The organism is Methylophilus sp. 42 (assembly GCF_000384155.1).
In the GTDB taxonomy this organism is placed as follows: domain Bacteria; phylum Pseudomonadota; class Gammaproteobacteria; order Burkholderiales; family Methylophilaceae; genus Methylophilus.
On sequence record NZ_KB913031.1, the window covers coordinates 301,294 to 322,919 of the forward strand.

Below are 21,626 nucleotides of genomic sequence, written 5' to 3' on the forward strand. Positions count from 1 at the left end.
GGCATCAGGTATAATCTGCATTTTTGTTGCTCGTTGAAGCCCATGTTATGAAAAACACTGCTACCTTGCTGATTACCTGCCCGGATACCAAAGGGATTGTGGCGGCGATTGCGCAATTTTTGTATGAGCACAATGCCAATATTTTACACGCAGACCAGCATCAGGATGCGGAAAATAATCTGTTTTTGATGCGCGTGGAGTGGGACCTGACCAATTTCAATGTCGCCGTGGCTGACTTTGAGCAGGCGTTTGGCCCGATTGCCCTGCGTTTTGACATGACCTGGCAGCTCAAACTGTCCGAGCAAAAAACACGTACGGCGATCATGGTGTCGCAATATGACCACTGCCTGGTTGATTTGCTGCACCGCCACCATAGTGGCGAGCTGGCTTGCGATATTCCCTTGATTATCAGCAACCATAGAGACACCGAGAAGCTGGCACAGTTTTACGGCATTGATTTCCACTATCTGCCGATGAGTAAGGAAACCAAAGCCGAGGTTGAGGCTCAGCAATTTGCGCTGTTTGATCAATATGGCATCGATTTGATCGTGCTGGCACGCTATATGCAGATTTTGTCACCGGATTTTGTCGCACGTTATCCGCAAAAAATCATCAATATTCACCACTCATTCCTGCCAGCTTTTATCGGCGCGCGCCCTTACCACCGTGCCTTTGAGCGTGGTGTGAAGTTGATTGGTGCCACCAGCCACTATGTCACTGAGGTGCTGGATGAAGGCCCGATTATCGAGCAGGATCTGGCGCGGATTTCTCACCGTGACCAGGTTGAAGATTTAATCCAGAAAGGCCGCGACCTGGAACGGGTGGTGCTGTCCAAGGCCGTGCGCTGGCATATCGAGCATCGTATTCTGCTCTACGCGAACAAGACAGTGATTTTTGATTAAACTGTTTCACCCAATAAAAAAACCGAAGCTTTGAGGCTTCGGTTTTTTTATTGGCCATAGGGAGGCTTACGGCAGCGTACGTTCCAGTTTAAACAGGTCTGCAATTTGCTCGCGTTCGCGGATCACATGCACCTGGTCACCATCCACCAAGACTTCTGCCGCACGGGCACGCGTGTTGTAGTTGCTGGCCATGCTCATGCCATAGGCGCCAGCAGAATGAATCGCTAGGTAATCGCCTTCCTCAATTGACAATGTGCGGTCATGACCTAAAAAGTCACCGCTTTCACACACCGGGCCGACAATTTCATACACTTGCGCGGTAGCCGTTGATGGCGCAATGGTGGTGATGTTGTGGAATGCGTCATACAGGGCAGGGCGCATCAGGTCATTCATGGCCGCATCGACAATGGCGAAGTTTTTCGATTCGCCCGGTTTGAGGTACTCGACCTTGGTCAGCAATACACCGGCATTGCCGACCAGTGCGCGGCCTGGTTCAAACAGCACTTTCACGTTTCTGCCCGCCAGTTTTTGCAAAATAGCAGCCGTGTAAGCAGCAAAGTCTGGCGGAGTTTCATCACTGTAGGTAATGCCGACGCCGCCGCCCACATCAATATGCTGGATATGAATACCTTTGGCAGCTAATGCGTCTACCAGGCCAAGTACTTTATCCAGTGCATCCAGAAAAGGCGACAGCTCGGTAATTTGCGAACCAATATGGCAATCCACGCCGTGCACTTCGATGTTAGGCAGTTGCGCCGCCTTTTCATACAGGTTCAGTGCATCTTCAAACGCCACGCCAAACTTGTTGTTTTTGAGACCGGTAGAAATATAAGGGTGCGTTTTGGCATCTACGTTGGGATTCACGCGTAGAGAAACCGGGGCTTGTTTACCCAGGCTGGCAGCTACTTGCTGGATGCGGTCCAGTTCATTGACTGACTCTACGTTAAAGCACAGTATGCCCGCTTCGAGCGCGGCTTTAATTTCAGCATGTGATTTTCCCACCCCTGAGAACACGACTTTTTTCGGGTCGCCACCTGCAGCAAGCACGCGCGCCAATTCGCCGCCAGACACAATATCAAACCCAGCGCCTAATCTGGCGAACAGATTCAGAATGGCCAGGCTGGGGTTGGCTTTCACTGCGAAGCAAATCAAATGGTCATGGCCGACCAGGCCAGCCTGAAAGCGTTCAAAGGCTTGCGTTAATGCTGCACGCGAATAGACGTAAGTAGGCGTTTTATGTGCCAGGGCGATCTCACGCAGAGCCACATGTTCAGCATGTAGCCAGCCCTGTTGAGTAGAAAAAGGTTGGGTTGAAAGCGCGGTCACGATGAAGACTTATCTTGTTGAGGGGTTTGAGGATATTGGCGTTCAGGAATATACAAATCCCCTTTGAGACCACAGGCGCTCAGTTGAGCCAACAATAAGGCAACAGCCAGTAATCTTGTCCAGAAGGAAAGCATGATCCACCGTCCAATATAAATAGTGCGCCATTTTACCATTAAACCGTCAGTGGCTCATGTGGCTGCACCGCCACTTGACCGTTTGTCGGGCAATCTCAACCACTGGTCGGCTGCTGCTGGACATGACAGCCTGCTGTTTGCATGATAAGGCTATCTTAAAAGGGGTTTGATCATGAAGCGCCCAAATCAATATGGTTTTAGCCTGATAGAAATGATGATTGTGGTAGCGATTATTGGCTTACTGGCCAGTATTGCCGTGCCAGGGTATCAGGACTATGTGAAAAGTGGCAACGCCGCAGAGGCCCCCGCCAATCTGGCTAATTGCCGGGTGCAGGCTGAGCAGTTTTTCCAGGATAACTTCACTTATGCGGGGTTCGTTTGTGTGCCTAGCGATGCCAAGTCTTTCGATTACAGCATTGATAACCAGTCGGCGACTACCTACACTTTGCGAGCCATTGGCCGAGCTTCCAATAACATGGGTGCCTTCGAGTTCACGGTCAATCAGGATAATGCCAAAACCTCCAAGTTTGATGGCACAGTGGGCAGTTCTTGCTGGCTGACTTCATCTTCAGGGTCTTGCTAACAGATGCGTCAGCAAGGATTTACATTGGTGGAGCTGGTGGTGGCCATGGCGGTGTTGATCTCGTTGGCTACCATTGCGATTCCGGCCTTCCAGACGTCGATTGGCAACGCCCAGATTCGTACGGTGGCGGAGTCTATCCATAGTGGTTTACAGCAAGCGAGGATGGAGGCGATCAAGCGTAATGCCAGGGTCAAATTTATCCTGCAAACCAATAGTGCCTGGCAGATTGGTTGTGTCACTGTGGTCACGGGCTGTCCGGCGCTGATTACGCAAAGAAGTGCCACGGAAGGGTCTTCTACAAATACAGCGGTGTCGGCAGATAATGATACTGCGGTATTTAGCAGTTTTGGTACGCGTGACCCGGCGACGGCCGTGGGGCTGACGGTGGTCAATGTCACCAATACGCAAGTCAAGAATGAAGAGCGCAGGGCTTTGCGCGTGCTACTGGCAGCCGGGGGCAATGCCAGGGTATGTGATCCGGCCGTGTCGGGTGCAGGGGATCCTAGAGCATGTTAATTCTTTCACGACAAAAGCGTTCTTTTGCCATACGTTTGCAGCAGGGCTCGGTGCTGATTGAGTCTATGGTAGCGCTGGTGATTTTTAGTATGGGCGTGCTGGCACTGGTGGGTTTGCAAAGCGCCATGATTAAGAACAGCAGTGATAATCGCTACCGCGCGGAGGCACAACTGATCGCACAAACACACATCGCCAACATGATGGCTTTTGGTGGAGATGCGGCAAACTATATTACCCAGGTGGATAAGACCAAAATCAAATCCCAGTTGCCGAATGGTACGCTGACTTTCTCGGCACTGACCAACACCATGGTGACGGTGACAGTTGGCTGGCAAGTGCCTGGCGGTAACCGTCATCAGGTCAATGCGTCCAGTTATTTGTTTGATGTGATGCCGTGATGAATACATCTATGCGCATGTTTTCACGTTTACGCAGCCAGCGTTTCCAGACGGGCTTGAGCCTGGTGGAGTTGCTGGTGGGTATTTTGATTGGTCTGGTGGCGACTCTTGCCATCAGTAACCTGTTTAGTGGCTTCGAAGCTCGCAAACGCATGATTGCAGGGGGGGCTGATGCGCAATCAAGCGGCGTGCTGGCCATGTATTACATGCAGCGCGACGCGCAGAATGCGGGTTATGGCCTGCCTTTGTATAACAGTAGTGACCCATCTCCTTTGTTGTGCCCGATCAACACCTCGATTAACCAGGGCGGAGTGATTATTAACTTGTCGCCAGTGGTGATTGTAGACGGCGGCACAGGCAGCGACATTGTGCGCATCCGCTATGGCAACCCGGCCAGTGGTGGTGCATCCTTGCGCGCCACGGGGACCATGACAGCGCCTACTTTGGATGGACGCCTGATTGGTTGCCAGGAGAATGATGTGGTGCTGTTTCATCAAACACCGACCAATCCGAATTGCAGTCTTGGACGGTTGGAATCATTACGTGCTGACCGCACGATCAATACTTTGTCTGAGATTAATACTCCGCCCACGGCCAGCCCGGTGAGCATTTTAAATGGTGCAGACTGGGTACGCTTTTCCTGTCTGGGCGCATGGAATCAGTATGAGTATACGGTGAATGCAGCGCTAGAGCTCACGCGTACGGGTGGGACGCCTGGCACTAACCCGTTTCCGAATAGCGCGGCGGTACCCGTCGCCAGTGATATTGTGGCCTTGCAGGCACAATACGGGATCACGGAGACCATAGACCCCACGGCGACCACCACCACCGCTGCCGCTTATTTGAACCGGGTTGATCGATGGGTTGATGCCACGGGTACTTTTGGGCCGACGATGGCGCTCATGGACCGTAACCGTATCCGTGCGATCCGCATTGCAGTGATCGCCAGGGACGGCAATTTGCAAAGAAGCAATGTGAGCCAGACATGTAACGGTGCCGCAGCAGGCGTGAGCAGAGTGTGCATCTGGCAGGCGGATGCCAATCCTGCCGGTGTTGACTTAAGTGGCGTACCCAACTGGCAGCGCTACCGCTACCGTAGCTTTGAAGCCACTATCCCGCTCAGAAACATTATTTGGAACCGCGATGCGCTATAGCCTTTTATTGTCCCGAGTGGCACGCAGGCCTTTGGTTCGCCAAACCGGTATCGTGCTGTTTTTTGCCTTGCTGGCACTTGCTGTAATGTCGATTGCGGCGGTGGCCCTGATACGCAGTGTGGATACCAATGCCTTGCTTTCAGGCAATATGGTGTTCCGCCAATCGGCCAGTACGGCCTCAAATGTGGCGTTGGAAGGCATTGCACAGAGTATCGCTAAAAACGTATCGCTGTCGGTCAGTACGGCGCACCATCCTGGGTTGGGGTATTACGCCAATTGTAGCCAGTTTGATACCCGGCCTGATGCGCTAGTGTGTGATGGCAACCAGTTGACGACGATGGCGTGGAATAACGGCAATAGCAGCCTTGCCCCCAGCCAGACCGATGGTAATGATGAAATCCGCGACGGTGTAGACCGCCAGGGGAATGAAATCCGTTATGTTGTAGAGCGCATGTGTAATTACAGTGATGCTGAAATTGCTGATGGTGCTGCGTTAAGTGATGCCTCCCGTTGCATGATGGCCAGCTCCCCCAGCAATGGCGAAAACTGCTCTCATAATATTACAAATCTTGAGCTGTTCAAGCGCTGTATCGCCAGTTCGGATTCACCGTTATACCGGGTCACCTTGCGTATCGCAGGACCCAAAAACACCGTCACTTTTTTGCAAACGTTTATCTCCAACTAAATGGGTGGAACGATGAAAAGCCAACATTGGATCAAAAAAATTTTCTGGCTGGGCGCATTGCTACCAGGGCTTGTGCAAGCTGAATTTCTGGATCTGGCGACCATGCCGTTGCAAACCTCCGGCAGTTCGGATGTCAAACCAAACCTCATGTTTGTGCTGGATAACTCGGGCAGTATGGGCTGGGATTATGCGCCTGACTGGTCCAACTCTTCTTCACCATGGTTGTTTGATAATGCGGATTACAACACGCAGTACTACAATCCAGAGGTGCAATATAGCCCGCCGTTGACATACCTGGCCGCCAGTATGGCCAATCAGACTAATTTTGCGGCGGTGCCGAATGAGGTGAATGATCTGGGCGGTGGCAAAAACGGGACCACTGATATCCGCTCGATGGCGACTTACTATGCGTTTATCCCAGGAGAGTTCTGCTCCACGCCTAGCCTGACCAGTTGCGTGATCTCGAAAGAGGCAACGGGAAGCTATATTTATCCGTCCAATATCCGCTGGTGTAACACCAGCACGGCTGCAACCAGACGCAGTTTGACCGGCTCCATGTATTGCCAGAAGATCCGCAATGCCAGCAGTACCGTGAATGACGGCAATACCTATACCAATTTGCGCAGGCCTATCTCCACCTATACCCTGACGCTGAACAAGACCAGTAATAATGCGTCCATACAAAGCATAAAAATCAATAATATTGAGCTTTTATCCACTACCGTCTCAGTCAACAACTCATATAACAGCAGCCAGTTTGCCAGTGAGGTGCGCAATAATATGTGCCGTACCAGTCTGTCGGGCAATTGCAACCTGAGCGGTAATACGGTCAATATCAGCAGCAATGTGCTGACGATTATTACGCCTGCTGGTGAGCCAGTGAACACCGCCGCCCCGATTCAAGTCACCATGACAGGTGGCAATTACACGGCTCAACTGACGACTAATACCACCACTGACATTCCCGGCAGCATGGTCTACGTCAAGATTTCAAGTGATGTCCCTTATACAGCCCCAGGAAAAACGACCAAAGGGCTGGATAGGTTGGATTGTACCGGCACTACTTGTACGCTTACCGAGGAGATGACCAACTTTGCTAACTGGTGGGCGTATTACCGTACACGTATGCAGTCGATGAAAACGGCAGCCAGCCAGGCATTCAAGGCGCTGGATTCCCGTTATCGCGTTGGTTTGGTCACCATTAATAGTCCGAGTTCCAACTATCTGGCACTGGCACCGTTTAATGCTAGCCAGAAGCAATCCTGGTACCAGAAACTGTTTGCGGTGTCTGCCAGTGGCGGCACCCCGTTGCGTACGGCGCTATCCAGCGTAGGGCGGCATTTTGCTGGTAAAAAAACATTGGGCAATGATGACCCTATGCAATATGCCTGTCAGTCTAATTTCACCTTGCTGACCACGGATGGTTACTGGAACGACAGTAGCAATCCAACCCGTATCAATAGTACAGCCATCGGTGACCAGGACGGTAGCAGTCCACGGCCGCAGTTCGACAGTAGCGCTAAGTCCAACACGCTGGCGGATACGGCCAAGTATTTTTATGATACGGATATCCGGGATAATACGTTCTCGAATTGTACCGGTGGCTTAGGCTCTTCTGTGTGTGGTACAACCAATGATTATCCAAAACAGAATATGGTGACCATGACCTTGGGCCTGGGCATTGACGGCACATTGGTTTACACCGAGGACTACAAAACGCGGACCTCCGGCGATTACAAGGATATTTCTTCCAATGCAAAAAACTGGCCGGACCCAACCCTCAATGAGGATGGCACCCGTATTGATGACTTATGGCATGCGGCAGTGAACGCAGGCGGCACCTATTACAGTGCCAGCAACCCCAAGTTGTTACGTGAGTCATTAGCGAAGGGCTTGTCCGAGATCAAGTCTATCCAGGGCGCCAGTGCCGCCGCTGCCGCCAGTAGCCTGGCGCCGACCAATGGGGATAACTTCCAGTATGTGGCCAGTTACCAGTCCGTGAAGTGGACAGGCAATCTGGAGGCACGCACGGTCAACACGACCTCTTTGCAAACGTCAGAAAGCGCCGTATGGTGCGTTGAGAATGTGGCCGCAGAAACATGTACCTCACCTGCAACGGCGGCTAGCCAGGACGGTAAGCTGTATTGTAAAACGACTAACTCTGATCAGACTGCGTGCGGGAATGCAGGGGGCGCATTAGGTTCTGCCATTGGCATGAGTGAGCCTGCCTCGTGTTATGTGGCGATTGCAAGCAGTTGTACTGGCAAGTTACAGAATCAGCTGGGTGCAAACCGTCAAATATTCTTTAATGCCAATAATGCAATGGTATTGTTTACGGCAGATAACTTACCTGTGCAGCATCGCACTACGCTGGAAAATGGGTATAAAGCGTTGAGCCAGATGCAGGGCTTGCCTGCCAGTGACCTGCGGATGACTGAACCTAATAAAGCCGGCAAGTTGGTGGATTATCTCCGAGGGAATAAGACTTACGAAGATACCTCATCTAATCCGGTTGCAGATAATCGCTGGTTCCGTGAGCGGTTAGCAACGCTGGGGGATATCTCACAGTCACGCCCCGCTTATTTCAAAGCCTCTAATGTGGATTATCTGGATGCCGGTTATAAAGCCTATAAGGCATCAAGAAAAGCCTTGCAAAGTGGAACGGTCTATGTGGGCGCCAATGATGGTATGTTACATGCCTTCAACGCCGATAACGGTAATGAGCTGTGGGCATTTATCCCCACCCCGGTGATTGCCAACCTGGCCAATCTGGCCGATAAAGAGTATGGCTCCAATTACCATACCAATTACGTGAATGGCAGCCCGGTGGTCACCGATGTTTGTATCTCCGGCTGCAGTGGCGATAGCGCTATTTGGCGCACTATCCTGGTTTCTGGGTTAAATGGCGGCGGGCGTGGCTATTTTGCCATTGATGTGACGAACCCCGGTAGCCCCGTGTTGCTGTGGGAGTTTTATGCACAGACCACCGGCGCGAATAATAATCTGGGGTATACCTTTGGTAACCCGCTGGTGACTAAAATGCAGGATGGCCGCTGGGTAGTGCTGGTGACTTCGGGCTATAACAATGGCACCAATGCGCGTAAATTGAATGATGGTACATTGGTCGCTAACACGCCAACCGGGAATGGCGGCGGTTACCTGTATGTGCTCGATGCCAATACCGGCAGCGTGTTGAAAACTCTCTCTACCGGTGAAGGCAGTGCTGGCGAGCCTAGTGGCCTATCAAGAATCTCGGCCTATGCTGACCAGATGTTCGAAAATAACATGGCCTTGAATGTGTATGGTGGTGATTTAAATGGCAACATCTGGCGCTTTAACATCAACACCAATGCAGTGACTAAAATTGCGACCTTACGTGATGGCGGCGGTAATGTGCAAAAAATCACTACCCAACCAGAGTTGGGTAAGGTCGACAATAACAAGGTGGTCATGGTGGGGACAGGGAAGTTTCTCGAACCGGCTGATTTGACAAACACCCCACAAAACTCTGCATACACGTTTAAAGATAACGGGCAAACCACGGCGATCGGGCGTGCGCAACTGACGACGCAATCGCTGAGTGGTGATCGTGTCGTGACCTCGAGTGGGACGGTCAATTTTGATACCGGCTATGGCTGGGTGCTGGATTTCCCGGCGGGTGAGCGCGTTAACCTCGATCCACTGTTGTTAAATGGTGCACTCATGATGCCAACCATGGTGCCCAGCAGCGAGGCCTGTAATGGCGCAGGGTATGGCTGGTTTAACTTCTTTAACTACAAAAAAGGCGGCTCTTTGCTAACCAGTGGCATCGTTTCCGAGCGCATGACTACCCCGGCGGTGGGCTTCAATATCGTTTATGACGGTAATGGCGTGCCACATGTGGTGGTGACGGGCAGTAATGACCCAACACCGCAGCAACTGAGTCTGGACGACCAAGTGTTTGGCCTCTCGGCGACGAGCAGGTCGACTGAGATTTTCAAGCAGAAGAACAATGGCAGCTATGGCACCAAGCAAAGCTGGCATGAGTTGATTCAGTAAGAGTGACACCATTAAAAAAGCCCCTAACGGGGCTTTTTTGTTACCTGCGGCTTATTTCACCCGTTGTGCAAACACATACAAAATCAGGCAAATCGCTACAACAACGCCAATCAGGGTATAGATGCCTACCGCGCCTAAAAACATGGTTGCCTCCAGTGATGGTGATGGTCGAAGGTTTATTTTAGGCAAACACCGGGGGTGTGTCTAGGCATGCCTGAAACGCGTGCCCAGAGGGGGATGTTGCAGAGGTCGTGCGTGAATTTGGTACAGATTAGCCACGGCTGTGTGCCGGGCAACAATGCTTGGTGCTATACCACTTCCAGGGAGAGTTCTGCAGGTTTGTAGATTGCTTGAATATTATTGTCAGCCACAATATCTTCAGCCAGGTACATAATATCCTGTGCAGTCATCAGCTCAGGCATGCTGGCGGTGTAGGTCAGTGGCTCATCTTGCCATTCGCTCATGATTCTTCCTTTATTTGCTGGTATGTATAACTGTATTAACGTCATGCTTGGTCCATTCTTAAGTCGGGCATTCTGGTTTATGGCGGTTTTCCATATCACCATCGATTAAAACTATGTTAACCAGGCTGTGTGAAGATTTCGTGAAGTGAATGCATTGTTTAGATGACAGTGACCTTGCTATTCATCGGTCATGAAATGGCGCACAATAAAAGGATTGAAAGCGAGGGTTGCGAATGAAGACTTCAAGTGTGTTCGCTGTATTGGGGATTTTGTTGCTGGGATATACAGCGTTCTGGTACTGGCAATCGCTGACGGAGGTTGAGCCCAGTGGCCAGCAGAGTGAGGTTGCGCAAGCGATTAATCAGTGTGACCTGATTGCCAGCAAGGCTGCGGCTGAGTTGCCTGAGGTGTTGCCGTTTCAAAAGCTGGAGAAAGCGGCCAGGCAATCACGGGTGCTAGATCGCTGCATGCAGGATCGTGGCTATGCGCAGAATCCGGCCTGGGTGACTCAAGCCAATCAGCAAGCGCCGCGTATCGCACATGAGCAGGGCATTTCTGAGGCTGAGGCTTATGAAACGCTACGGCGGCAGGCTATGTTAAAGGCGCAGCCTGGCGTGGCTGGCTATTGGCGTAAACCTGCTTGAGTGATTAGCGTTTTTGGCCGAGATAATCGGTTTTGCCAAGCGGTACACCGAGGTGGCGCAAAATGTTATAAGCCGTGGTGGTGTGAAAATAGACGTTGGGAATGACCCATTTTTGCAGGTAGTCCAACCCGGTAAATGTCAGGTCCACTTTGCGGATCGTCAGCACGATTTCTTTGCTGTCAGCCCCCTCCAGCTGTTCTGGTTGGATTTGTGCCAGAAAATCTATGGTTTTATCGATTCTGGCGTACAGCATGTCAAAGCTGGTTTCATCATCGGCATATTGCGGAATTTCCAATCCGGCCAGTCTAGCGCCTGCACCTTTACTCATGTCGCTTACCAATTGCACTTGTCTGGTGAGCGGATACATATCGATGGCTAAACGGCTGTTCAGCAGCACTTCAGGCGCTACTTTCTTCTGCTCAGCATACAATTCACCTTGTTGCAGGATGTGTTTCAGGTTTTGCAATGTGCGCAGCAATGGCGCGATACTGACATCATATAAATGCATGGCGTAATCCTCTTAATAGTCATAACGCCGATATTGTAACGCTTCTGCAATGTGCGCATCACTCATGTGTTCTGCACCGGCCAGATCAGCGATAGTCCTGCCAACTTTGAGAATGCGGTGATAACTACGGGCGGATAATGAGAACTTGTGCATGGCAGTTTGTAACAGGTGGCTGGCTTGTTCACCGAGCTGGCAAACATCCGCAATCTCCAGCGGGCCTAGCATCGCGTTGGGCTTTTGCTGGCGTTGCATTTGCTGTTGTCTTGCCAGCGTCACGCGGGCGCACATACTGGCGCTGCTTTCACTAGACTGGTGCTGGCTCAACTCCTCTGATTTAAGGGCCGGGACATCTATATTCATGTCAATGCGGTCAAGCAAGGGGCCGGAAAGCTTGTTTTTGTAACGTAAGATTTGTTCTGGTGTGCAACGGCAGCGCTGGTTGTAATGCCCGAAATAGCCGCATGGGCAGGGATTCATCGCGGCAATCAACTGAAATTGTGCCGGAAAAGTGGCTTGCCTGGCGGCGCGTGAAATGGTGATGCTGCCATTTTCGAGCGGCTCGCGTAATACCTCCAGCACTTTGCGGTCAAACTCCGGCATTTTGCTTTTTACCATGCTTTACAATAAATGTAGTCCATATCTTGATAAGCCACTACTTTTTTGTTGTATGCGAATTAACTGGAAACTCCTGAATGCGGTCGACAGTAATCCGGATCAGCTCGTGATGGAAGATAAAACTTACTGATTTTCTCTGCCAACGCTCTCTTAAAGGTCAATTTTAGCGTGCTTATTTTCTTCGGTAACCATTGATATCAACATGGCGAGATCTGTTTGATCAGTGTTTATTTGTTGATCTTCTGAAGACTCATTAAACAAACTTGAAATTAATTTGAGCTCCAGATCTTGTGGGGATAATCGGGCTATTGCCGCCAATTGATCGGCAGTTGGCAGGCCGTGATCAGAAGAGTATGCAATTTTTAACGAATTTCTTAAGCTAATGAGTACTAACTGAATCAACGCTTCAATAGATGTTGTACCAGTGATTGTCATGAGCGCATTAGCTGTTTCCAAGCTAACTGAGGTCTCAGTGTCGCTTTCAAAATGTATAGTTATTTGCGTAGAGTGCGCTTTCATGTGAATCTGCATTCAAGGGTCACTTGTTCGACAACAGCGCATACCACTTTAATACGCCTGAGACCCGGGTGGACTTTTTCTGTTACGATGATCATGCCTGCAGCTTGCATAGCATCAATATCGCGCTTTACAGTGCTTCTATTTCGCTTAAGTCTTTTTGCTAGAGCAGTAATTGACCCAGGTTCTTTCTTGATAGCTCTGAATAAATTTAATCTTGCACCGGAAATTAGTTTTATAAGGTCACTTGGATCTTCAAACGTTAGAATTAGTTTACTGGGGGCTGGCTTACTTGCATCTAACGCTCTAGAAATGAGAACCCCTCTTTTGAAAAAGTCTGCATCAGATCCAGTTTTGATTGGGACTTTCTTCATTTTTGTTCCCTTAAGGCGTGTAGAAGATTGAGCGCACTAATAACCACTTAGCTGAACTTTAAGATTGTATCGAATTTAAGATTTAGTAAATCTCCACCAAACCCACCAAGATCGTAATCTAAAAACTTACCGATTTCAGTTTCAAATCGGTAAATAATATTCGCGTAATCTTCAATTTGGTAGATCGCTTTTGAAATCGACCTCAGCCTTTGAATAGACCAGCTTTCAGTCTTATTCAAATTAGCTGGGGTTACAATGTAAGTCTTCTCAATCTCATTCATGCTTGCAAAATGATGAAGATTAATTACATCACCAATTAGGTGAGTCGATCTGAAAGTCGCCTCCACAGAGCCCTTTTCAAATTGAGGTACCTCGCACATAAACCAGGGCGAAAACGAAATAAGTTCCACACCAGAGAAGTTAAATGAATCCTCCCAAAATGAAGGAATGAAGTTGTCTTTGTTGGCAATGAACATGAGGTCAAACACAATATTATGAACAATATATCGTTCATTATCTCAGTATGTTATTCAAAGATATACTAATTCTTTAAATATAACAGCTTGCCATTAATAGTATAAATACATGGCCCACTCCTAAATGACCAATATATTGCGTGGTTATATATTGGTCGGTAAGCAAATATTCAAGCTTCCTTTTGACTGGAAGTTTGCTGTGGATATTAAACAAGCATTTGGGAAAACTTTCGCAAAAGCAAGAAAGAGTGCGAAGTTGGTACAAGACGATTTTGAGCAGGTTAGCTCAAGGTCTTACATTAGCTATATTGAGCGGGGTAAGGTTTCAATTAGTTTGGAAAAGTTAGATGAATTGTCTGAAGTCGTTGGTCTGCATCCCGTCTCTTTATTGTTTCAGACTTACTTATCAACTGACAAAGATAATTCTGCGTTAGATTTGATTTCTAGGATTATGGCGGATCTTAAAAGATTTGAAGAGTAACCATTATGAAATGATTTCACTCTCACATCCTAACTGATAGCAGTTGCAAACTTCTATTGCCTGGAGCTTTGATTATGTGGCATAGAGCTTCCAATTATTTACGATCTGTCGTTATACATTCGCATGTATCTTGCTGCATATTTTGAAGAAGTCTTTGCTACATTAAATGATCATTAGGGCGTCCGGCCCCTGATTGGCTCCAAAGGAGTGTTATCAGTGGTTTGAGTGCCCGACTTCACCAAGCCATCTTGGAACTGAAGGAATGTGCCAACCTCGATGATATCTAAGGGATAGTTTTTGTTTAGATAGAACATTAATATGGAGTTCGCAACTGTGTCGCCCGTTGGGTCGATTAACGCGAATGCTACTAAACTAGGGACTATGTTTTCTTTATCGTGGGCACCGTAAACAGCTTTTAAGTGTAGCTCAAGTATCCATACTCGCTTAGGAAGATGCATCGTCCTAAGTTCGTCTTGCAGCTCTTTTGGCATAGTTGTTGTTGTTGCCCAGGTTCTGAGTTTCCGTTTTTCAACTAATAGAACTCTAATAGCAATATCTGATGCGGACAGTTCGAGTGCTTCTTTATCTGCAGCGGTAGCAAAGCCTTCATATATATCTGAAACGACAGTTAAACCAATACTTAACGCCTCCTCACCAGACATGAAAACATCAGCTGGTAACAATGGCAATGCGTACACCATTTGTTCCATTGAGTAACCTGTGCCACCTCCAGATGAAGAAGGAAACGGCATGTATGGACCAGAATTATCATTATTGATAATGAAGTCTGGAATCCAACTCGAAGCATGTACTAACCTTAAATCTAGGCTTGCTGAATTTGAGACCTCTACCGTCTGGAATTCTGTGGTGTTGGCATTCCATGTATGGCCAACTGCAACAACTGCATGTCCGCCAATTTTATGGATTAGTAGTAAAACGACTGGTATTTCAGATTCAATGTATGGGTGGATAGTTCGTTTTGCTGTTTGAACATCAGCAGGATTCATGGCATCTAGGCTTTGGTTATGCCACTGCCCTAACCAAATAGAATGTGGAGAATAACCTGCTGACCTAATCGCTTCCATCATTTGAATCTGAGTTAATCCTTGGCGATTCGGTTTGATACGTCCGTTGGCGTTATAGCGAGTAGCAGCATCTGTAATTTGTGCGGGATCGTGAGCTCGATCACCTTCCCGTTTACGGAGTGTTCTTAGGGCCATCCAAATGGAGGCTTGAGCACATGCGCCTACAGCATTATCTTGCTGCATAAATGGTGTTCCGAAGACAGACAATTCTCTGCCCATAATATGCACAGGAAATTTATCGGCGCTTCGTATAAATCCAGGTACGACTTCTGAGCTTAAGATTGTCGCACCTACTGGACTCGTAATAACTGGTCTGAGAGTAATAAAACCTAAATAATGTTCAGGTGGTGTCGAGTCAATATATTCCAGTTGGGTTAACTCGGTGGCTTTAGACTCTTTGAAGAAGTGCAGTCTTGTACAGTAGCGACTGACTTCATTGAATTGCTTGCTGTAGTACGAGCTATATTCTGCTAGAAAATCTGGATCAAGCACTTTGTGTTGAGCCATTATGGTTATTGCGCCAGCCTGAAAAAGCGCTTCACAGCATTTTAGTAATGGATTCTGAGTGTCAACAGATTGTTGAGGTTTACGGCGTGAAATGGACTCAAGTTCTGAATATACAATACTCAGAAGAGAATTATAGTCCGTGATATTGTGAATTGTTATTCTTGGATCCATAAAAAAGCCGTCCTATGACGGCTCTATTATCCAATAAAAATCAAAAGACTGTAATATTTAATGACTCTTCTACAGCCCGTCTTTGTTCATTACGAATTTCTTCAATTTTGGTCGAAATCTGATTAGAAAGATTGTTTCGAATTTCCTGTGCTTTATCTTCAGGCATCGGAACGGTTTTGCTTTCACTCTTTGCTACTTCAAGAACGAATAAACCTAGATTAGACATGGTTAACTCCAATATTTAAGCATGATAACGACGCTTAATCTGTAAAGTTTAATAACTATGTTTTAATTTGAAACCTTAGATGAGATAAAGGTTTCTTGTTGTTATTAAATAATCACGCAAAAAAATAGAGATTGCTATCAATCTCGACTTAAGTATCTATATTGTTTGCAAATTATCTCTTTGACAATTTTGGTTGTCAATAACGGGACCTTGTGAATGCGATGACTTCGATGGCTGCGAATGGCGCTTAATCTTTAGGCGTTGCCTTATGGCGCGTGCGGAAGATTATTGGTGTAGTTAAGGTGGATTTTGGAAGATATCGGCTAAGAAGTGCGTTCATTTGCATTTTAGGCAGATGTTTATTCGATCTTTAAAAGATTCCGCTAATAATCTTTTAGAAAAATGTATCTTTTTTGTAACAAGCGCAACAAATTCGATGAGTTTGGATCAGTTCGAAGAATTTTCAGTAAGAACAAGTTATTCGTTTGGAGCGATAACTTGTTCTTAGGGTTATTGAAAAAAGCGAGATATTTTTCTGAAAAGAGTGATGATTAAATTCTGATCGATCTTCTCGGGCTGAGCGTTAGAGTTCGGACGATGATTCTCTTGCATATCGGCAACCTTGTAGTGCTGAGATTTTGCGTATTTGTCTCTTTTCCTTACTTCGTCGATTTCTTCTTTGGTAAATTTCCCAGACCATTTGATGCTGCCATTTTTGATCCAGTAATGGGATTGACAAGGAAAGCTCCAATTCCCGATTGAAGGATGTAACGAAACATTCTCACCGTCAAACATTAGCTTCCAGTCAGTGGGGGATAGTGGTGTCACGACTTTTTCTCCGCAGCCACAACAACAGCTATGAATCGCTGTTCCATACGCCATGGAAACGTAAATGACTCCCTCTTCTAAAGAGGGAGGCATAAACTCTACGAACTCTGGTTTAAGAAATTTAGTTTTCATTTTCACATTCACTTAAGTACAAGTTTGTATCGACTGTGTAAGTCGAATGATGCTCGTTTTCGTGATCATGGTAAAAACCACTGAGTTTTTTCCATTTAATGACTGCAAGTGATGCGTTTAATGAGTTCAAATCCGCGATCTGAATATTCTGTGCATACTCATCATCATCCCTGTCATGGAGCGATACTTTTCTAGCAACGTGGTCACGTTTGGTCTGGGTGCTTGTTGTGACACGTACTGTAGCAATTAAGGCATCGTTTATTGCTTGCACACCAATTCCAACATCTATAAAAGATGTACCGTCACCTTCAAGTTTTGCGATAAGCAGTTTTTTAATCTCTCCCTTATCAATGCATATGAAAACGAAATCAAAGTCAGGTAACTCATTGATGTTGGACTCATTGAGATATTCAGAATGCGCAATTATGTTTTTATGCATATTTGAATAGATGCTTCTGAAGTGATCTACTTTGAAGCTTTGTGCATTTAACTGCTCAAGACTAACTGCACCTGGCGCCCGAAAGGCATTGTGCTGTAGAAATTTATCGCCATCATATAAATGAATTTCAGCCACAGGTGTTTTAGCTACTAAATCCAATACATATGATCCAGTGCCGCCAAGCCCAATAATCGCGATCTTTTTATGTTTGAATTTATCGTTTATTGTTGAAATACCAGCTCTGCTAGACCATGAGTCTAGATAGTGAAAAACGGATTCAGAATCGACCGATTCAATAGTCTTAAACGTACATGCACTCAATCCAGTTGGTGCTGAAATGATGTCGATATAGCGTTTCATTTTTTCGTAGTAATTGGGATAGCCGAAGCCATCACGAGGTTTACTAGAAAATGAATGGTTTATTTCAACACCTTCTGCCAAGGTTTGATTGTGGGATGCGTGTCTAAAGCCTTCGATAGGTGACCCATCTTTGTGGCAAGGGTAGTCACCTTTAAACATTCCCACATGGGTGTCAGGCTTGGTTGTGACATTGCCCGCAAGATGAAGGGTCGAAACCAAAGTGCCATACTTCAGTTCTCGGTTCGAGTTAATATAAGGTACGCCTGAAATCAATAAGTGGCCTGATTTTATTTGAACCTCATATCCTTCATCACGTAACCTTTTTAGGTCGGGACTATGATTTATCAGTTGGTGTGACATTGAATACCATGCCTTTCTTTGCTTTAACTGTATCGCCAACATCCATAGATCCTTGTTGATTAGAGGAGGGGCCTTTTCTGTATGTGACGGTGTAGATTACATTGCTACCAACAACCGCACCAGGGAAGCCTAGTTGAACCACCTCTAAATAGGTTAGATCTTTGTCTTCTACTGTATGCTGGGTAGCATTTACGATGATTGTAATTTCGTGGCCCTTTGCTTTGTCTGCTTGTGATTCTTTTTCAATTTCACTCATGATGTTCTCCGTTAAAAACTATATTCATATACTGCATAATTGAAAGGGCTACGAAAGGATGGCATTCAGACATTTAAAAAAAGAATATTTTTTTGTCTGCGACTGGGGTTTTTAGAGCCATACATTCTATGGAACATAAATTGGCGCTGAGCGATAAAAATTTAGAAGATTTTTTAACCATATCTGAAATAAAGGTAGGCTTTGACGCTTTTACTGAAGCTCAATGGATAAAGCTTGGTAAGACAGCAAATAACCTATGCAGAGGTTTGCCAATTGAGGGTGCTGATCTTTTACATATCGTGATCTGCAGAGCTCTTGAGGGTAGGCGGAGATGTCGAAGAGAGTTGCCGATGGAGGTCTTTATTTATCATGCAATGGAAAGTGTTGTGGATGCTTTTATTAAGAGGCGTAAATCAGACCCCTTGGAGAACACGATACATCCATTAGATAGTGAGGATGCTATAGAACTGATGGATATGCTGGACAGCAGGATTGGCACACCTGAAGAAGAGATGATTGCCAACCAAACACTGCAAGCACTCAAACAGTTATTTGAGGGGGATGAAAGGTCCATGGAAATTTTGACTTATCAAATGGACAATTTGCAGCCCGCAGAAATACAGAAGCTAATGGAATTAACACCCGTACAGTATGCAAGTGCCTTAAAGGCAATTAGGCGTAAGTATGACAAGTTAGGGTTACAGGAATCGTTATGACTAAACAATCAAAGCAATCTATTGAGCAGTTATTCAATATAGCTAAAGCGGTATCACATCAGGTGATAAAGCTGCCTGATAGAGAGGTACTAGATGAAGACAATGACTCTTTTACGAAGAGTGAGGGCTTTATGGCGAAGAGAGCATATCTAAAAGCGCTCCAGACAGTAGGTGCCAAAGATACTAAGCAGGTTGAACCAAAGGTGCCAAGTTTCAATTTAGCGAATACTCTAATGAAGGGAGTGAGTGTAAAGGTGGCGCGGCAAAAACTCATGGGACTGAATGCGGCAAATGATCCCTCGTTACAATTAATTGCGAATTCAGCCAACCTCTTGAATGATGAGGAAATATTAAAAACCTACCAAGCCCTTTTATCTGCAGGGCTATTGGATATCGGGTAACTGGACTTCAGCCGCTCTGCTAGACACATCATAATTTCTAAAACAGAACGGCTGAAGTCCAATGTGGCCAAATTTTGAGGGTTGAAATATTTGTTGTCGTCAGAAACTTACCTCAAGATTCAGCGTCACTATAAGTTGGTAAGGTTGCTAAAGTTTTGCAAACCATCTACCTTCGTAGCATGTAACTTCGGGTGTGTCCCACCAAACCCTAGTGCTTATGCTGGTGATGTAAATCAGGGAAATGCTGGTGACTGTGATTTAATGCCATATGTTCATGCGGGTGCATATGAGGCTCCGATCCATCCCAATCAAAATCATGTGTATGTTGATGGTGTTCGTCATGAGAGTGAATATGTTGATGACGTAATTCCCTGTGATGATGTAGGTGAGCATGATGTTCGGTTACCCCCTCTCAAATCGATTGCATGTATATAACTATCTGTTAGAAAATTCGTCTTAAGAAAAACAACCAACCGCATTTATTACCATGGGCCTAGAAAAACTCGCCGAACTCAAAAAGCAGCTTGCGGAAGAAATTAAACAAAAGCAGCCAGCAAAGCCAGCTAAACCCAAGAACACTGCTCGAGTAGATCCTGTGGTTTTGATCATAGGCAAACTTCAGAAGTTTTACCCCAAAGCATTCCCTAAAAACCCGATACCTAAAGTACCTTTGAAGATTGGGGTTCTAGAAGACCTTCAAGCACGATCCGAAGAGATTGGCATTTCAAAGGAAGACCTACAGCTGGCTATTAAAACTTGGTGTAAAAGTTCACGCTACTGGCAAGCATGCAAAGAAGGAGCAAACCGATTAGATTTAGACGGTAATCCGGATGGTGTAGTCGAGGCGGCTGGTGCTGCCCATGCTAGAGGGATGGTTCGAAAACAAGCCAAACCGAAACAAACTTCACCTGAGTAATTTAACCTTAGGGTTTGGGTAATAAAGCTTATTGTTTTAAAACTTACAACGAAAACTATGATCATTCTCTGGATGTATTACTAAATTAGATAGGAGATAACTTTCTATGCAGGCGGCGTTTAGCATTCTCACATTTGCTTTTTATCCTGCATTGGCCGTAATCTTTGGAGGGTTGATTGCGCTGTGGCGGCCGTTGAAACCGGGGACTGTTAGTGCTATACAGCACTTTGCTGCTGGCTTGCTTTTTTGCGCCCTAGCAACTGAGCTCCTGCCGGACCTAATGCACCGAAAGCTTCCCTGGATTACTCTAATTGGATTCACCTTGGGGGTGATGATCATGCTGGCAGTTAAGCACTTTGCCGAGAAATTAGGGCAAAACACAATCAGTATCGCGACTACTCCAACTAGCCTGATCGCAATTCTTGGCATTGATGTGGCCTTGGATGGTTTGTTAGTGGGGTTAGGGTTTGCTGCCGGCCAAAAGCAGGGCTTGCTGCTGACCATAGCACTTACCCTTGAAGTTCTATTTCTTGGATTGTCAGGGGCATTAGCATTAGCTCAAGCCGGAAATAGTCGCAAGAACACCCTCATGGTGTCTATCGGATTCTCTCTGATATTACTCATCGGAGCACTTGCCGGCAGTGCCTTGCTCGTTTTTGCGAGTGACACCGTAGTGGATGCAATCTTAGCATTTAGCCTTGCTGCCCTGCTGTATCTGGTCACAGAAGAATTGCTTGTTGAGGCTCATGAAGTACCCGAAACCAGTTTCCAGACAGCGATGTTTTTCTTGGGCTTCATCTTGCTGCTCACCATTGAAATGTTAATGTAGCTCTGCTTTATCAATTAGACGAAACGAGACTTTTGATGCATTCAGAATACGCGCCAAACAACTCCAACAACCAAGGAAAGCGAACTAGCTGGCCGCACAAGTGGAGGGGCAGATAATGGATTGGGATACCGAACTATTGCTGACCTTCCGCATTTTACTGGCTGCCGTGCTAGGTGGCCTTATCGGCTGGGAACGAGAAAGCCATAATCGAGATGCCGGCGTTCGAACCTACATGGCAGTTGCAGTAGGCTCCTGTGCCTTCAGCATCGTATCCAACCACATTCCTGGTGTAGACACCCGAATCGCTGCGCAAGTCGTTTCAGGTATGGGTTTCATCGGAGCGGGAGTTATCCTACAGGTACGAGGCCGGATTCAAGGATTGACCACAGCTGCGACATTGTGGGCAACGGCTGCTGTTGGAATGGCGAGTGCCTTCGGTATGTATCTGCTCGCTTGCCTAACCGCCTGCCTGATTTTTGGTACGCTTATTCTGAATCACTTTCCAGGTTGGGCAAACTTCTTCAAAAGACATCACCCCGACTCTGAATCTACTAATGAGTAAAGGCAAAAGGCATAAATATGTAAT

At 46.8% G+C, this 21,626-nt stretch carries 27 protein-coding genes; 14 read left to right on the top strand and 13 right to left on the bottom strand.

Annotation, left to right across the window (positions count from 1 at the left end; translation table 11 throughout):
- Window positions 1-47 precede the first annotated feature (47 nt).
- Window positions 48-902 (top strand): formyltetrahydrofolate deformylase, encoded by an 855-nt coding sequence (gene purU / locus MET42_RS0101365; protein ID WP_019880904.1) that lies wholly within the window; start codon window positions 48-50, stop codon window positions 900-902.
- A gap of 66 nt (window positions 903-968) precedes the next feature.
- Here purU and lysA read toward each other — a convergent pair whose 3' ends face one another.
- Both lysA and MET42_RS15045 read right to left on the bottom strand, forming a co-directional pair.
- Window positions 969-2,228, bottom strand: coding sequence for a diaminopimelate decarboxylase (gene lysA, locus MET42_RS0101370; RefSeq protein ID WP_029512288.1), 1,260 nt, complete (start codon window positions 2,226-2,228; stop codon window positions 969-971).
- Complete coding sequence (locus tag MET42_RS15045; protein WP_369751510.1) at window positions 2,225-2,401, bottom strand: lipoprotein; 177 nt, start codon at window positions 2,399-2,401, stop codon at window positions 2,225-2,227. Before MET42_RS15045 ends, lysA begins: the two co-directional genes overlap by 4 nt.
- A 133-nt stretch (window positions 2,402-2,534) precedes the next feature.
- On the opposite strand from MET42_RS15045, the gene MET42_RS0101380 reads away from it, so the two are divergent.
- The 6 genes from MET42_RS0101380 to MET42_RS0101405 are packed head-to-tail and all read left to right on the top strand — an operon-like array spanning window position 2,535 to window position 9,736.
- Window positions 2,535-2,945 (top strand): type IV pilin protein, encoded by a 411-nt coding sequence (locus MET42_RS0101380; protein ID WP_019880908.1) that lies wholly within the window; start codon window positions 2,535-2,537, stop codon window positions 2,943-2,945.
- 3 nt (window positions 2,946-2,948) lie between these two features.
- Window positions 2,949-3,461, top strand: a complete 513-nt coding sequence (locus MET42_RS0101385) for a GspH/FimT family pseudopilin (protein WP_019880909.1) — start codon at window positions 2,949-2,951, stop codon at window positions 3,459-3,461.
- Window positions 3,455-3,859, top strand: coding sequence for a hypothetical protein (locus MET42_RS0101390; protein ID WP_019880911.1), 405 nt, complete (start codon window positions 3,455-3,457; stop codon window positions 3,857-3,859). Before MET42_RS0101385 ends, MET42_RS0101390 begins: the two co-directional genes overlap by 7 nt.
- Window positions 3,859-5,013, top strand: a complete 1,155-nt coding sequence (locus MET42_RS0101395; RefSeq protein WP_019880912.1) for a PilW family protein — start codon at window positions 3,859-3,861, stop codon at window positions 5,011-5,013. The genes MET42_RS0101390 and MET42_RS0101395 overlap by 1 nt, the downstream gene beginning before the upstream one ends.
- A complete protein-coding gene (locus tag MET42_RS0101400; RefSeq protein ID WP_019880913.1) occupies window positions 5,003-5,698 on the top strand; it encodes a pilus assembly PilX N-terminal domain-containing protein in 696 nt (231 codons plus the stop codon). Before MET42_RS0101395 ends, MET42_RS0101400 begins: the two co-directional genes overlap by 11 nt.
- A 12-nt stretch (window positions 5,699-5,710) precedes the next feature.
- Window positions 5,711-9,736: a pilus assembly protein gene (locus MET42_RS0101405; protein WP_019880915.1), complete on the top strand. Its 4,026-nt coding sequence runs from the start codon at window positions 5,711-5,713 to the stop codon at window positions 9,734-9,736.
- Window positions 9,737-10,044: 308 nt separating this feature from the next.
- On the opposite strand, the gene MET42_RS14850 is transcribed toward MET42_RS0101405, so the two are convergent.
- Window positions 10,045-10,200: a hypothetical protein gene (locus MET42_RS14850; protein WP_019880917.1), complete on the bottom strand. Its 156-nt coding sequence runs from the start codon at window positions 10,198-10,200 to the stop codon at window positions 10,045-10,047.
- A gap of 233 nt (window positions 10,201-10,433) precedes the next feature.
- Here MET42_RS14850 and MET42_RS0101420 point away from each other — a divergent pair, with 233 nt between their 5' ends.
- Entirely contained in the window at window positions 10,434-10,844 is a 411-nt protein-coding gene (locus tag MET42_RS0101420; protein WP_019880919.1) for a hypothetical protein, read from the top strand.
- Between the two features lie 4 nt (window positions 10,845-10,848).
- On the opposite strand, the gene MET42_RS0101425 is transcribed toward MET42_RS0101420, so the two are convergent.
- The 5 genes from MET42_RS0101425 to MET42_RS0101445 form a co-directional block, all read right to left on the bottom strand.
- Window positions 10,849-11,352 carry a DUF1993 family protein gene (locus MET42_RS0101425; RefSeq protein ID WP_019880920.1) on the bottom strand — a complete coding sequence of 168 codons (504 nt, stop codon included), beginning with the start codon at window positions 11,350-11,352 and terminating at the stop codon, window positions 10,849-10,851.
- A 12-nt stretch (window positions 11,353-11,364) separates the two neighbouring features.
- The gene (locus MET42_RS14295; RefSeq protein WP_019880922.1) at window positions 11,365-11,967 is read right to left on the bottom strand and encodes an ATP-binding protein; all 603 of its coding nucleotides are present in this window, start codon (window positions 11,965-11,967) and stop codon (window positions 11,365-11,367) included.
- A 150-nt stretch (window positions 11,968-12,117) separates the two neighbouring features.
- Entirely contained in the window at window positions 12,118-12,486 is a 369-nt protein-coding gene (locus tag MET42_RS0101435; protein WP_019880923.1) for a hypothetical protein, read from the bottom strand.
- Window positions 12,483-12,857 carry an HTH domain-containing protein gene (locus MET42_RS0101440; protein ID WP_019880925.1) on the bottom strand — a complete coding sequence of 125 codons (375 nt, stop codon included), beginning with the start codon at window positions 12,855-12,857 and terminating at the stop codon, window positions 12,483-12,485. The genes MET42_RS0101435 and MET42_RS0101440 overlap by 4 nt, the downstream gene beginning before the upstream one ends.
- Window positions 12,858-12,904: 47 nt before the next feature.
- Entirely contained in the window at window positions 12,905-13,333 is a 429-nt protein-coding gene (locus MET42_RS0101445) for a hypothetical protein (protein WP_019880926.1), read from the bottom strand.
- A gap of 124 nt (window positions 13,334-13,457) precedes the next feature.
- Here MET42_RS0101445 and MET42_RS0101450 point away from each other — a divergent pair, with 124 nt between their 5' ends.
- Window positions 13,458-13,814, top strand: coding sequence for a helix-turn-helix domain-containing protein (locus MET42_RS0101450; RefSeq protein WP_019880927.1), 357 nt, complete (start codon window positions 13,458-13,460; stop codon window positions 13,812-13,814).
- Window positions 13,815-13,987: 173 nt separating this feature from the next.
- Here the strand turns inward: MET42_RS0101450 and MET42_RS0101455 are convergent, their stop codons facing one another.
- The 5 genes from MET42_RS0101455 to MET42_RS0101475 form a co-directional block, all read right to left on the bottom strand.
- Window positions 13,988-15,577, bottom strand: a complete 1,590-nt coding sequence (locus MET42_RS0101455) for a hypothetical protein (protein WP_019880928.1) — start codon at window positions 15,575-15,577, stop codon at window positions 13,988-13,990.
- A 40-nt stretch (window positions 15,578-15,617) separates the two neighbouring features.
- Window positions 15,618-15,803 carry a hypothetical protein gene (locus MET42_RS0101460; RefSeq protein WP_019880929.1) on the bottom strand — a complete coding sequence of 62 codons (186 nt, stop codon included), beginning with the start codon at window positions 15,801-15,803 and terminating at the stop codon, window positions 15,618-15,620.
- A 510-nt stretch (window positions 15,804-16,313) separates the two neighbouring features.
- Window positions 16,314-16,763 carry a DUF6527 family protein gene (locus MET42_RS0101465; protein ID WP_019880930.1) on the bottom strand — a complete coding sequence of 150 codons (450 nt, stop codon included), beginning with the start codon at window positions 16,761-16,763 and terminating at the stop codon, window positions 16,314-16,316.
- Window positions 16,753-17,922, bottom strand: coding sequence for a ThiF family adenylyltransferase (locus MET42_RS0101470; RefSeq protein WP_019880931.1), 1,170 nt, complete (start codon window positions 17,920-17,922; stop codon window positions 16,753-16,755). The genes MET42_RS0101465 and MET42_RS0101470 overlap by 11 nt, the downstream gene beginning before the upstream one ends.
- Window positions 17,897-18,178: a multiubiquitin domain-containing protein gene (locus tag MET42_RS0101475; RefSeq protein WP_019880932.1), complete on the bottom strand. Its 282-nt coding sequence runs from the start codon at window positions 18,176-18,178 to the stop codon at window positions 17,897-17,899. The genes MET42_RS0101470 and MET42_RS0101475 overlap by 26 nt, the downstream gene beginning before the upstream one ends.
- A 128-nt stretch (window positions 18,179-18,306) precedes the next feature.
- Here MET42_RS0101475 and MET42_RS0101480 point away from each other — a divergent pair, with 128 nt between their 5' ends.
- The 5 genes from MET42_RS0101480 to MET42_RS0101500 all read left to right on the top strand — a co-directional run bounded on the left by MET42_RS0101480 (window position 18,307) and on the right by MET42_RS0101500 (window position 21,602).
- A complete protein-coding gene (locus MET42_RS0101480; RefSeq protein WP_019880933.1) occupies window positions 18,307-18,894 on the top strand; it encodes a sigma-70 family RNA polymerase sigma factor in 588 nt (195 codons plus the stop codon).
- The gene (locus MET42_RS0101485; RefSeq protein ID WP_019880936.1) at window positions 18,891-19,295 is read left to right on the top strand and encodes a hypothetical protein; all 405 of its coding nucleotides are present in this window, start codon (window positions 18,891-18,893) and stop codon (window positions 19,293-19,295) included. The genes MET42_RS0101480 and MET42_RS0101485 overlap by 4 nt, the downstream gene beginning before the upstream one ends.
- Window positions 19,296-19,782: 487 nt before the next feature.
- Window positions 19,783-20,211, top strand: coding sequence for a ProQ/FinO family protein (locus tag MET42_RS0101490; protein WP_019880937.1), 429 nt, complete (start codon window positions 19,783-19,785; stop codon window positions 20,209-20,211).
- Window positions 20,212-20,317: 106 nt separating this feature from the next.
- The gene (locus MET42_RS0101495) at window positions 20,318-21,040 is read left to right on the top strand and encodes a ZIP family metal transporter (protein ID WP_019880938.1); all 723 of its coding nucleotides are present in this window, start codon (window positions 20,318-20,320) and stop codon (window positions 21,038-21,040) included.
- Window positions 21,041-21,155: 115 nt separating this feature from the next.
- A complete protein-coding gene (locus tag MET42_RS0101500; RefSeq protein WP_231587210.1) occupies window positions 21,156-21,602 on the top strand; it encodes an MgtC/SapB family protein in 447 nt (148 codons plus the stop codon).
- The last annotated feature ends 24 nt before the right edge of the window (window positions 21,603-21,626 follow it).